This window comes from Rhizobium sp. RHZ02 (assembly GCF_014851575.1).
GTDB classification, from domain to species: domain Bacteria; phylum Pseudomonadota; class Alphaproteobacteria; order Rhizobiales; family Rhizobiaceae; genus Rhizobium; species Rhizobium altiplani.
In genome coordinates this window covers 1-12,590 of record NZ_JACUZX010000007.1, presented here as the reverse complement: position 1 = coordinate 12,590, position 12,590 = coordinate 1, and the positions used below count along the sequence as shown (strand labels likewise).

Below are 12,590 nucleotides of genomic sequence, written 5' to 3'. Positions count from 1 at the left end.
CGCACTACCGCCGGCTGACGACGGCGGTATCCGAGGCTCGGTTCCCGTTCCGGCCAAGGCGAGCCTCGCCTCAAGCGGCTGCCCGCTTCTCCGCCTCGAAATCGTGAAGCAGGATCGCGATTTCGAAGCCGCGGCGGGCCAGCCAGTGGGCGACGATGCGGGCACGCGATCCCAGCAGATCGTCGATCAACACGACGCGGGCGCCGCGAACGGCGATTGTCCTATAGGCCACGCCGAGAAGCTGTCCGCCCTCGGACGAGATCGATCCGGGAAGGCTCGCGCGCGCGAATTCCTCCGGCGTGCGAACATCGAGCAGGTAGGTCGTGCGCGCCGGATCGGCGTTCCATCGCTCGGCAGTCTGTCGATCGATGAACGTCAGGCCGTCCTTTGCAGACAGGCTATCACCGCGCTCAAGCGCAAATTGGCGCGCCTCTTCGCTTGGCTCACCGTAAGAGGCGGTGCGCCCGGTCTCCAGTTCGAAACCCGCATCCGTCCAGCCACGCGTGCCGTCGTCGAGATAGGAGACGGCGTTCGCAACGCCGGCATCGATCAGCGTCTGGGCTCCGAGAATGGCGCGTGGCAGGCCGGCGCAGGAAACGACGACCTTTGTTTTCGCCGAGGGGACGAGGTCCTGGAAGCGCAGCAACAGTTCGGCCCCGGGAACGCCGACGGCGCCCGGCACATGAGCCTTCTCGTATTCGGCGAGCGTGCGCGTATCGAGGATGATGACGTCCTGACCCTGATCGCGCAGCGCTTTCAGTTCCACAGCGGACGTCACCGGCGTCTTCTTCTCCTCACACACCCTGGTGACAAAGGGAACGCCGGGAATATCGAATGTCGGAAGCTCTTCGCCGCCTTCCAACCAGGCGGGAATGCCCCCGTCCAAGAAGTGGATATCCGTCCAGCCCGCTTGCCGCAAACGGCTGACCACCGCTTCGGCATTGCCGTCGCCGCCATCGGCCAGAACCGTGCGAACACTACGGCGCGGCACGAAGCGGTCGAGTTCGACGTCCAGGCGCTCGGCCGGCAGGTTCGTCGCAAACAGCGGCGACGCATAGCCGACGTCTTCGGCCGGGCGGATATCAAGCACCGCCAATTCCAGCTCATCGCCCAGCCAATCGATCAATGTGGCCTTGTCTATCAGATATTTAGACATGTTTCCTGCTCCTCGACATCAAGCGTTCGGATCCAGCCACAGATCGCCGAAGCTCCAGTTGAGGCCCTGCGATCCGGTGACGTAGTTCTTGACCCGCTTGTTGGCGACGATCTGGGCGCCGGCGGCGACGAGGTCGACAGAGGCGACTTCGTCGTGGATGAGGTGCTGGAACTTGCTCCAGACCTCCCAGCGCTTCTTCTCGTCGGGCTCGATCGCGGCCGCCTCGAGCAGCGCATCCGCCTCTGCATTCGCGTAGTGGCTGGCATTCGAGAACGGCAGCCCGATCTTGAAGTTCTTGCTCCAGTAGGCGCGCTGGATGCCGAGCGACGGATCGAAAGTGTTGGAAAGCGACTCCACGACGAGGTCGAAGGCGCGGTCGGTGTAGACTGTCTTCAGGAAGGTCGGCAGGTCGTATTTCTTGATCTCGATTCCGACACCGATCTTTTCCAGCTGGCTTTTCAGCACATCGGCATAGCCTTGCGGCAGGTACGAGTTGTAGGTCAGCCGGAGATCGAAGCGCTTGCCATCCGCCTTGCGGGGATAGCCCGCCTCATCCAGCAGCTTTTCGGCTGCGGCCGTATCGTAGGGATGGGCCACGACGCTCTTGTCGTACCACTGCGGCAAGGCCGTGCTGACCGGGCTGGGCGACACCTGCGCATAACCATAGAGCGCGACGTCGACGATTTCCTGCAGGTTGATGGCCTGTGCGATGGCAAGCCGGACCTCGCTCTTGGCAAACAGCGGATTGTCGTAGTTGAAGAACAGCTGCTGCTGCGGGCCGGAATAGGCGTAGGTGGTCGTGTCGACGATGAGATTGGGGACCTGCTTCAGCCGGTCGAGATCGGCAAGCGGCACCGGATTGTCGCCGATGTCGGCTTCACCTGTCTCCAGGGCCGCGGACCGGGCGGCCGGATCGGTGACGATGCGCAGGATGATGCGGTCGAGATAGGGCTTGCCCGCATCCCAATAGTCGGGATTGCGTTCGAAGATCAGATGGCTGCCGGCCACCCATTCCGTCAGCTTGAAGGGGCCTGTGCCGATCGCGGTCTGCAGCGTCTGCCCGTCACCCGGCGCCAGTTTCTCGAAGATATGCTTCGGCACGATCGGGGATTCCGAGCTCGACTGCGCAGCAAGCAAGAACGGGGCAGGCTTCGACAACACGATAATCGCGGTGAGCGGATCCGGCGTCTCGACCGCCACCACGTTCTGATAGGTGATGCGACCGCGCGGATGCGCTTCCTTCAGTCGGAAGATCGAGAAGGCGACGTCATCGGAGGTGAAGTCCTTGCCGTCGTGCCACTTCACGCCCTTGCGAAGCTTGAATGTGTAGCGAAGATTGTCATCGGAGACCGCCCATTCCGTTGCCAGGAGCGGCTGCGGCCTGACATCGAGGTCGAAGGTGAGCAGGCCCTCAACGATCTTCGGGCCGATCGCCTGGCCGGTGCCCGACGACGTGTTGATGGCAAAGAGAGCATTGCCCGGATCCACCCGGTAGAGCCAGTTCAAGGTGCCGCCCGTCGCCGGTGCAGCGCCTTGTCCAAAGGAGATCGACGGGAGCAGGGTGCTGGCGCTTGCAAGCAACATCAGCTGGTTGAAACTGCGACGGTTGATGGACACGCGAAGAGCTCCTCTCGGGTTTGGATTGTGGTCCGCTGAGGGGAAGCTTCAGTTCTGTGCCTCGAAAGCCGAAGTGAAAGTTTCTTCTCGTCCGGGAAAGAATAATTGCGTCTGAACGATTGTTCGAAGTCGGCGCACCACAGAGGAACAGCTACTCAATTTCCGCGATTTGACGGGATGATGTTTTCGTCGATGAGCACCCCGACGAAACGCAGGAATTGAGCGCGCCGGCGAAAGAATTTCTTTCCGTGAAATCAAACAGATATTTCTGGACTTGAACCGCCGGCCAGCCAACCGTTGACGGGAAATAGAGGGGTGAACGCCCCTTTCACCGTCATTCCCGGAGGCAAAATGCCGTTCGAAACAAATGCTGACGACACGCTGCTGGCAAAAGCGGCCGAGCTGCGCCAGGCGTTCCACCGTGATGCCGTCGAGAGAGACAAACAGGGCGGCAGCCCCGTCGAGCAGATCAGGCTTCTGAAGGCTAGCGGCCTGCCCTCCGCGCAGATCGCCAGGGAATATGGCGGCCAGGGCGCCTCATGGCTGACGATCCTGCGTATCGTCCGGGAGTTTGCCAAGACCGACGGTTCGCTCGCGCACCTGTTCGGCTACCATCATCTGCCGCTCAACCTCATCCTGTTTCGCGGCTCGCCGGCGCAGAAAGAGAAATGGCTGACCGGCTCGGCGGCCGGCGGCTGGATCTGGAGCAATTCCGGGAACGCCTTGTCGAAGACGTCGAGCGGCGAACGGACGGCAACGGGCTGGATCATCAACGGCAGTCGTCCATTCTCCTCGGGCACGCATATCGCCGATTACATCCAGATCTCCTGGGAAAATGCCGACGGCGCCCGGCTGACCGCCGCCGTTCCCGCCGACCGGGAAGGCATTGTCATCGTGAATGACTGGGACGGCATCGGCCAGAGGCAGACCGGCAGCGGTACGGTCCGCTTCGTGAATCTTGAGGTTCACGACGACGAACTGATCAGCTCGCCCGACGTGCCGCTGACGCCCTACTCCTCCCTCACATCGCTCCTCCAGCAGAGCGTGCTCCTCAATGTCTTCGTCGGCAGCGCGCAGGGTATACTGGAGGAAGGCCGCGGCTATACGGCAACGAGTTCGCGGCCATGGGTCTATTCCGGCGTCGAGCGGCACACCGACGACCCCTGGGTCAAGCGCCAATATGGCGACCTCTACATTCGAACGCTGGCGGCAACGGAGCTGGCCGACAAGGCGGCGCGCAGCCTCGACGCTGCCTACGCCGAAGGGCCTTCGCTGACCGCCGCGGGCCGTGGCGCAGCCGCGATCGATGTCGCGACGGCCAACGTCTATGCCGGTGAAGTCGGACTTGCCGTCTCCAGCGAGATCTTCGAGGTGATGGGCGCCCGCTCCGCGACCGTTGCCAACGGCTTCGACCGCTTCTGGCGCAACGTCAGAACGCACACGCTCCACAATCCCGCCGAGTACAAGAAGCGCACCGTCGGCACATGGCTGCTGACTGGTGAATTTCCCGTGCCGGCCATCTATCGCTGAAAGGGACCGCAATGGCGAGACGCAAGGACAAGATCAAACTCGGCGCATTTCTGCTCTTCACCGGGCATCACGTGGCCGCATGGCGTCATCCGAAAGCCTCCGTGGGCACCGAATTCGAGAACTATGTGGAACTGGCTAAGCTCGCCGAAGCGGCGAAGTTCGACACGATTTTCTTCGCAGACGGTGTCGCCGCGCGCATCAAGGATGTCGAGGCTGCGAGCCGCAAGGCTCACAGCGGTGTCTATCCCTTTGAGCCGATCACCCTGCTCTCCGCGCTGTCCTCCGTTACCCGCAATATCGGGCTGATCGCCACCGCCTCCACCAGCTACTCCGATCCCTACAATCTCGCGCGGCAATTCGGCTCGCTCGACCGGCTGAGCGGCGGCCGGGCCGGCTGGAACCTCGTGACTTCCTCCGACCCTGACGCCGCCTTCAATTTCGGCCACGAGGCTCAGATCCTCCATTCCGACCGCTATGAACGAGCCGAGGAATTTGCTGATGTGGTGCTCGGCCTCTGGGACAGCTGGGAAGACGATGCTTTCTTGCGGGATCGCGAAAGCGGCCGCTATTTCGACCCGGCCAAGCTGCATCGCCTCGATCACACTGGAAAGCATTTCAAAGTCCGCGGCCCGCTCAACATTCCGCGCTCGCCACAGGGGCGACCGGTTGTCGTCCAAGCGGGCGCCTCCGAACCCGGCAAGGAGCTTGCCGCCCGCACGGCGGAAGCCATCTTTGCCGCCCAGATCACGCTGGAGGAAGCGACGGGCTTCTACGCCGACGTCAAGGGACGGCTTGCCAATACGGTCGCTCGCATGACGACCTGAAGATCCTGCCCGGCATTTTCCCGGTCGTCGGCCGCACACAATCGGAGGCCCAGGAAAAGTTCGAATCCCTTCAGGAACTCATTCAGCCGGAGGTCGGGTTGAACCTGATTTCCCAGCTATCCGGCGTCGACCTCAGGGATTATCCGCTCGATGGACCGGTGCCCGAAAATCCGCCTGCGACGAATGCCGGCAAGAGCCGTCAGGCGCTGGTTCTGGACCTCGCCCGGCGTGAGAAGCTGACGATCCGGCAGCTCTACCTCCGCATCGCCGGCGCGCGCGGTCATTGGCAAGTGGTGGGAACGCCAACTGACATTGCCGATACGCTGGAAGAGCGCTTCGAAAACTATGGCGCCGACGGTTTCAACATCATGGCGCCGATCATGCCGGGTGGCCTTGCGGATTTCATCGAGCTTGTGGTGCCGGAACTGCGCCGCCGCGGTCTTTTCCGCCATGAATATGAGGGCACGACGTTGCGCGAAAACCTCGGCCTCAAGCGTCCCGAAAACAGCCATGCCGTCAATCGCGGCGCAGTCGCGGCCGAGTAAGGAGAACAGACATGAGCCGCGATACGCTTTTTCTCATCGCTCCCGGCTTCTCGGATCCGAAGCACCCCGGCCAGACCTTCGTCTGCCCCCATTGCAACGCGATCGAGGGCTTGCTTTCGAGCTTCCCCGAACTTGCCGCCGGCATCGAGGTGCGGAGAGTTCACTTCCCTCGCCCGCGCACGCAGGTCATCGAGGCGGTTGGCGAGGAGAACCAGTCCTTGCCGGTGCTGGTCCTCGCATCCAACCCGCCACCCGATGCTGCGGACTGGAAAGGCAAGCGCTTCGTCTCCAAGACCAGCCGCATTCTTGAACTGCTTTCAGAGCGGCATGGCTTTCCGCGACTTCACGACTGACGGAGATAAGACGATGACCGTAAAGCCCTCAGGCTTCGAACCAGCCCTGCTACCTCCCCTCCTCTTCGAGCCGGACCAGACCGATCCCTATCTCGCCAAGGCGGTCGAACTCAGGAACATCTTCGCTGTCGATGCCGTCGAGCGGGATCAACAGGGCGGGAGGCCGACGGAGCAGGTCCGGCTTCTCAAGGAGAGCGGCCTCGTCAATCTCCTCATTCCCACGGAATTCGGTGGCGAGGGACAACCCTATTCGACGGCTCTGCGCATCGTGCGCGAATTCGCAAAGGTCGACGGCTCGCTTGGCCACCTGTTCGGCTATCACTTCAGCCCGATCCAGAATGCCCTGACGGGGGTCAGCGACGAACGATCGGCCGCGATCCTGCGGCAATCGGCCGAGGGTCGGTGGTTCTGGGACAACACCACGAACAGCTTCTCCAAAAGCCTCTTCGGCAAGAGGATAGAAGGTGGCGTCCTCTTGAACGGCTTTCGGCCATTCGCCTCCGGCTCGCATGTCGCCGACTATTTGATGGTCGCATGGGAAGACGGGGAAACGAACGCCCGCAGCTTCGCCTATATTCCCGCCAATCGCGACGGCATAACGATCGCCGACGATTGGGATGGGATTGGCCAACGGCAGACCGGCAGCGGTCGCGTCCTCTACAAGGATGTGGCGGTGAAGGATGAAGAGATCCTGCCGGAACGCCCCAGGGATCCGGCTGCCCTTCTCATTCCGCAGCAACAGCAGAGCGTTCTCCTCAACGTCTTCATCGGCAGCGCGCAAGGCGCCCTGATCGCAGCGCGGGATTATACGATCACGAAGTCTCGGCCGTGGATCTACTCCGGTGTCGAACGCCATTCGGACGATCCATGGATCAAGCGACAGTACGGTGAACTCTGGGCCAAGGTGCAGGCCGCTACCGCACTGGCTGACAGAGCCGCGGTTGCCATCGATACGGCCTATGCCAAGGGCCCGGCGCTCACGGCAGAGGAGCGCGGCACAACCGCAATCGCCGTGGCCTCCGCCAATGTCCTGGCCGGCAAGGTCGCGCTCGACGTCACCAGCGAAATATTCGAGGTGATGGGTGCTCGTTCGGCCGTGCGCCCCTACGGCTTCGATCGTTTCTGGCGCAACGTCCGCATCCATACGCTCCACAATCCGGCAGAGTACAAGACCCGCAATGTCGGCTCCTGGTTCCTGACTGGCGACTATCCCGAGCCGGGGATATTCCAATGAGCCGACGGCAGCTTCATCTCAACATCAATATCCTGCACTCGGGGTTCTCCCCGGCGGCCTGGCGCATGGAAGGCAGCGACCCGCGCGCCTCCTTCGACATCAACCACTACATCAAGGTCGCTGGCATCGCGGAACGAGGCACCTTCGATGCCGTCTTCCTGGCCGACCAGGCGGCCATATCGGACCGCATCGACTTCCGCCCACTGACTTCGCTGGAACCGACGATCGTGCTTGCGATTGTTGCGGCCAGCACGGAACGGATCGGGCTGATCGGCACGGCCTCCACCACTTACAACGAGCCCTACAATATCGCCCGGCGCTTCGCGACGCTCGACCACGCCAGCGGCGGGCGCGCGGGCTGGAACATCGTCACCAGCGCGGATCTGGCGCAAAGCCGGAATTTCGGCCTCGAAAAGCCCGTGGCCCATGCGAGCCGCTATGAGCGGGCCGGCGAATTTGCCTCCGTGGTCAAGGCGCTATGGGACAGCTGGGAGGAAGAGGCCTTCGTCGGCGATGTCGCGACGGGACGTTTCGTCGATCCCGGCCGCGTGCATCCGATCGCTCACAACGGCAAGCACTTCTCCGTGCATGGGCCGCACAATATTCCGCGCCCGCCACAGGGGCACCCGGTTCTCGTGCAGGCGGGCGGATCAGACGACGGGCGCGAGCTCGCCGCCGAACATGCCGAAGCCGTGTTCTCCGCCTCACAATCCTTCGAAGAGTCTCTGGATTACGCCAGGGATTTGCGTCGTCGCGCCGCTCGTTACGGTCGCTCGGAAAACAGCATCCTTGTGCTTGCGGGCCTCGCCACCATCATCGGCAGCACCCAAGCGGAAGCGAGGCGCAGACAGGAAGAGCTGCGCGACCTCATTCCGCTGGAGTACAGCCTTGCCCGGCTGGCCGGCGTCCTGCAGGTCGATCAGAAGAGGCTCGAACTCGACAAGCCATTGCCTGAGGACGTACCGCTGCCGGCTGACGGCGGGCACACGTTCTTCCAGGCCACGTTGGCGCTGGCGCGGCGGCAGGGATTGACCGTTCGAGGCCTGATACGCGCGCTCAACGGCGGCACCGGGCATCGCACGATTGTCGGAACGCCTGCCGCGATCGCTGACGATATCGAGACATGGTTCACCGCCGGTGCGGCTGATGGCTTCAACCTCATGCCCGATGTGCTGCCGCATGGGCTTGAGGTCTTCGTCGATGAAGTGGTTCCGATCCTGCGTCGCCGCGGCTTGTTCAGGCACGAATACACCGGGCGCACATTGCGCGGTCACCTTGGCCTCACGCGACCCCACAACCCCTACGCCACCGCGGCGGAATAGCGGCCCGGAAAGGACGCTCCCATGACACCATCCCTTGCGGCAAAACCAACCGGCACCGACCGGCTGGCGACGCTATCAGCCAAACGCTATCGCCAGGCGCAGCACCTCGGCAGCGACTGGAACGAAACGATCGATACGCTGCTCTCCCACCGCAGCGTGCGCAGCTATTTGCCGGATCCGGTTCCACACACCGCTGTCGAACTTGCCGTTGCCGCCGCGCAGTCGGCTGCCAGCTCCTCCAACCTGCAGGCATGGAGTGTCGTCGCCGTCGAGGACCCCGAGCGCCGTAACCGCCTGAACGCCGTTGCCGGCAATCAGCGCCAGATCGCCCAGGCACCCCTCCTGCTCGTCTGGCTCGCGGACCTTTCCCGGCCTCGGGCGATCGCAGCGGACGGCGGCTCGGCGGGCGACGGCCTCGACTATATCGAGAGCTTTCTGCTTGGCGTGATCGATGCGGCACTTGCGGCGCAGAATGCGGTCGTTGCCTTTGAATCGCTCGGGCTTGGGACGTGCTACATCGGTGCGATCCGCAACGATCCGGAAACGGTGGCCCGGGAACTCGCCTTGCCGGACGGCGTCTTCCCGGTCTTCGGCCTGACGGTCGGCTTTCCCGATCCGGCGCAGCCCGCCGGCGTAAAGCCACGCCTGCCGCAATCGACGGTCCTGCATCGTGAGCAATATGCGGATGACGCCCGGGCGCGGGATCTTGCCGGCTACAACAAGGCATTGAGAAGCTTTCAGGCGGAGCAGGCGATGCCGGCGATCGACTGGACCGATCAGGTCCGCAATCGTATTGGCACGGTCGAGGCGCTGAAGGGCCGGCACGTGCTAGCCGCGGCCGCGCGCAGGCTGGGTTTTCGGCTTAAATAGAGCGGCAGGGCCCGGAAGAACAACTTATTCGGCCGCCATCATGTCGGCGGCCGGCCGGACGCGGCGCGCGATGATCTCGTCCATCGTCTGCAGGGCGCGCGCTTCCGCGAGCAGCCACTCGCGAAACAGATCGACGCGCATCAATCGCGCCGCATGCGCCGTGGTGGCGAAGAAATAGGACGAACTGACGGGCTGCGGCACGCCAAAGGGGCAGACCAGCCGCCCGGAGCGGATCTCTGCTTCCGCCAGCCGGATCTTGCCGAGCCCCAGCCCCTGCCCCGCCAGCGCTGCATCAAGGACGAGGGAGGACTGGTTGAGACGAAAACCACCCTGCGACGGCAGGTAGGAAAGCCCGGCGGCGCGCAACCATCCACCCCAATCCGGGCAGGATTGGTCATGCTCGGCGCCCTCCTCATGCAGCAGCGGCACGTCTTCGATCGCCTCCGGCTTGCCCCACAGCCCATACGTATCCGCAAACTCCGGGCTGCAGACCGGCAGCACGGCTTCGGAAAAGAGATGGTCAACGATGAGCCCCGGATAGGGACCGCTGCCGTAGCGGATCACGCAATCGGCGTCGCCGGCATCAAGGTTCGTCAACTGGGTCGACGCATCGACCAGGACCTGAAGGCGCGGGGCGGCCCGCCGTAGCGCGTCAAGGCGCGGGATGAGCCACTTGCTGGCAAAGGACGGGGCGACCGAAACGCGGATCGGCTGTTCATGATCGCTCTGCACGAACTGAGCCATGGCGGTCAGAACCGCATCGAATGCCCCGGTCAGTCCAGGCACCAATGCCAGCCCGGCCGGCGTCAGATGCAACTGGCCACGCACCCGGTTGAAGAGCGGCTGGCCGAGATAGTCTTCCAGCAGGCGGATCTGTTGACCGACCGCAGCCGACGTCACATGCAACTCTTCGGCAGCACGAACGAAATTGAGATGTCGCGCCGTCGCGACGAAGGCCCGCAGCGATGTCAGCGGCGGCAGTCGCGCAAGCGTGGGCTGGATTGCTTTTCTGCGGGAGTCGGCAAAGGTGCTCATTGCGTGATTGCACCACAAACCGCCACATGAAGACGAGAACCGGGTTTCCTTCCAACCCTGCCGGCGGAACATTTTCTTGCGCTGCGAGCATTGATCGGAGATGCAAAAACTCATTTTCGTGAATGTCTATATTTTTAATAGATTACAACAACCCACGCCCACTACCGAAACCCGGGCGCGAAGTTTTCCTTTCCCGGACACGGAGAAAAACATTCTTCCAATTCTGCTCCACGCTGCCCGATGATGCCGGCGACGACGCTTTGATAGAGGCGTCCATCGCAATTCAGGGGGTATTCATGGACATCAGCAGACGCCAGCTCAACAAGCTTCTTGCCGCGACAGGCCTTACAGCGTTCCTACCGATTAACGCCTTCGCCGAGACTACGGCACCGACAAGGGGCGGCACCTTGAACTTCATTGTCGAGCCGGAGCCGCCGACGATCCTGGCGCTGGCCCACACCGCAGGCGGTACCCAGAAAGTCAGCCCGAAGATCACCGAAGGTCTTTTGACCTACGACTTCGATCTGACACCGAAGCCACAGCTCGCCACGGAATGGTCAATCAGCGACGATGGACTGAACTACACCTTCAAGCTCCGCCCGAACGTGAAGTGGCATGACGGCAAGCCCTTCTCATCGGACGACGTTGCTTATTCCATCGAGCTTCTGAAGCAGGTCCACCCGCGTGGCCGCGGCACCTTCGCCAATGTCACGAAGGTCGAAACGCCCGATCCGCTGACCGCCGTGATCCGGCTTTCCAAACCGGCGCCCTATCTGCTGAGTGCTCTCTACGGGGCCGAGTCGCCGATCGTGCCCAAGCACGTCTATGACGGCGTCAAGATCGCTGACGTCCCAACCAATCCGAATGGCAGTGCCCCGATCGGTACGGGACCATTCGTCTTCAAGGAGTGGGTACGCGGATCGCATATCATCCTCGAGCGTAATCCTGATTACTGGGACGCCGGCAAACCCTATCTCGACCAGGTCATTGTGCGCTTCGTGCCCGATGGGGCAGCCCGCGCAGCCGGTTTTGAGACCGGCGAATTCGATATCGGCGGCGACAATCCCATTCCGTTGAGCGATCTCGAACGTGTGAAGGCACTGCCGAACATTGCCGTCGATTCACGCGGCTACGAGACCAAGGGCGACCAGACGCAGCTGATCTTCAATCTCGACAACGAGTATCTGAAGAATGTCAGCGTTCGCCGCGCGATCGCCCACGCCATCGACCTCGACGTCATCCTGAACACCGTCTGGTATGGCTACGGCCATGTTTCGCCGGCCCCGATCAGCACCTTCCTGCCGCGCTATCTCGACACCTCGATCAAGCCCTACGCCTTCGACCTGAAAGCCGCTGAACAGCTGCTAGACGAGGCCGGCTACAAGCGCGGAGCGGACGGCGTCCGCTTCAACCTGCGACTGACCCACAATTCCTACAACGAAGGCTTCAAGCGGGTCGCCGAATATCTGAAGCAGAACCTGACGCGCATCGGCATCAACGCCACGATCGATTCCTACGACTTCTCCACCTACATCAAGAAGGTCTACACCGACCGTGCCTTCGATGTGACGGCCGAATATCTCGGCAACCAGTTCGATCCAACGCTTGGCGTGCAGCGCATCTACTGGTCAAAGAATTTCAAGCTCGGCCTGCCGTTCTCGAACGCCAGTCACTACAACAACCCCGAGGTGGACAAGCTGCTCGAAGCCGCATCCGTCGAGATCGACGATGCGAAACGCAAGCAGCAATTCTTCGCCTTCCAGAAGATCGTTGCCGACGAAGTGCCGGTGGTGAACCTGATTTCACTGGAGAACGTCACCGTCTTCAACAAGCGGGTCAAGAACCACACGATCGGGGCCGAGGGTGTGCAGTCCAACTTCGCTGATGTCTACATCAAGGACGGCGAAGGCTGAGGTGCGGCGGCAGGACCTGCACAGGAAAGGGGCGCATCGTCGATGCGCCCCCAGACTGCTGACAAACCCGTCGATATTTTCGGCGGGTTTGTTTTTTGGACGTTGGTTGTTTTAGTTGGGTTCTGAGGCGGGGCGAAGTTGGCGGCCTCTGGCCCTCATGCCATGGCTGGTCTGGGTGGCTTGGTGAGCGC

At 62.4% G+C, this 12,590-nt stretch carries 9 protein-coding genes and 1 pseudogene; 7 read left to right on the top strand and 3 right to left on the bottom strand.

Translation table 11 applies throughout. The annotated features are described in order from the left end of the window. Positions 1-70: 70 nt before the first annotated feature. Together IB244_RS13365 and IB244_RS13360 are read right to left on the bottom strand one after the other, a co-directional pair. Positions 71-1,156: a rhodanese-like domain-containing protein gene (locus IB244_RS13365; protein WP_192304480.1), complete on the bottom strand. Its 1,086-nt coding sequence runs from the start codon at positions 1,154-1,156 to the stop codon at positions 71-73. An 18-nt stretch (positions 1,157-1,174) separates the two neighbouring features. Then, entirely contained in the window at positions 1,175-2,773 is a 1,599-nt protein-coding gene (locus IB244_RS13360; protein ID WP_192304478.1) for an ABC transporter substrate-binding protein, read from the bottom strand. Between the two features lie 351 nt (positions 2,774-3,124). On the opposite strand from IB244_RS13360, the gene IB244_RS13355 reads away from it, so the two are divergent. The 6 genes and pseudogenes from IB244_RS13355 to IB244_RS13330 all read left to right on the top strand — a co-directional run bounded on the left by IB244_RS13355 (position 3,125) and on the right by IB244_RS13330 (position 9,451). Beyond that, entirely contained in the window at positions 3,125-4,303 is a 1,179-nt protein-coding gene (locus IB244_RS13355; protein WP_192304476.1) for an acyl-CoA dehydrogenase family protein, read from the top strand. Between the two features lie 11 nt (positions 4,304-4,314). Continuing rightward, positions 4,315-5,672, top strand: a pseudogene (locus IB244_RS13350) (LLM class flavin-dependent oxidoreductase). A gap of 11 nt (positions 5,673-5,683) precedes the next feature. After that, the gene (locus IB244_RS13345; protein WP_192304474.1) at positions 5,684-6,025 is read left to right on the top strand and encodes a DUF3088 domain-containing protein; all 342 of its coding nucleotides are present in this window, start codon (positions 5,684-5,686) and stop codon (positions 6,023-6,025) included. A 13-nt stretch (positions 6,026-6,038) separates the two neighbouring features. Beyond that, a complete protein-coding gene (locus IB244_RS13340; RefSeq protein ID WP_192304472.1) occupies positions 6,039-7,259 on the top strand; it encodes an acyl-CoA dehydrogenase family protein in 1,221 nt (406 codons plus the stop codon). Then, positions 7,256-8,581 carry an LLM class flavin-dependent oxidoreductase gene (locus IB244_RS13335; RefSeq protein ID WP_192304470.1) on the top strand — a complete coding sequence of 442 codons (1,326 nt, stop codon included), beginning with the start codon at positions 7,256-7,258 and terminating at the stop codon, positions 8,579-8,581. The genes IB244_RS13340 and IB244_RS13335 overlap by 4 nt, the downstream gene beginning before the upstream one ends. A gap of 21 nt (positions 8,582-8,602) precedes the next feature. Next, positions 8,603-9,451, top strand: coding sequence for an NADPH-dependent oxidoreductase (locus IB244_RS13330; RefSeq protein WP_192304468.1), 849 nt, complete (start codon positions 8,603-8,605; stop codon positions 9,449-9,451). A 24-nt stretch (positions 9,452-9,475) separates the two neighbouring features. Here IB244_RS13330 and IB244_RS13325 read toward each other — a convergent pair whose 3' ends face one another. After that, positions 9,476-10,486 carry a LysR substrate-binding domain-containing protein gene (locus IB244_RS13325; protein ID WP_192304466.1) on the bottom strand — a complete coding sequence of 337 codons (1,011 nt, stop codon included), beginning with the start codon at positions 10,484-10,486 and terminating at the stop codon, positions 9,476-9,478. 296 nt (positions 10,487-10,782) lie between these two features. On the opposite strand from IB244_RS13325, the gene IB244_RS13320 reads away from it, so the two are divergent. After that, positions 10,783-12,399 carry an ABC transporter substrate-binding protein gene (locus IB244_RS13320; protein WP_192304464.1) on the top strand — a complete coding sequence of 539 codons (1,617 nt, stop codon included), beginning with the start codon at positions 10,783-10,785 and terminating at the stop codon, positions 12,397-12,399. Positions 12,400-12,590 lie beyond the last annotated feature (191 nt).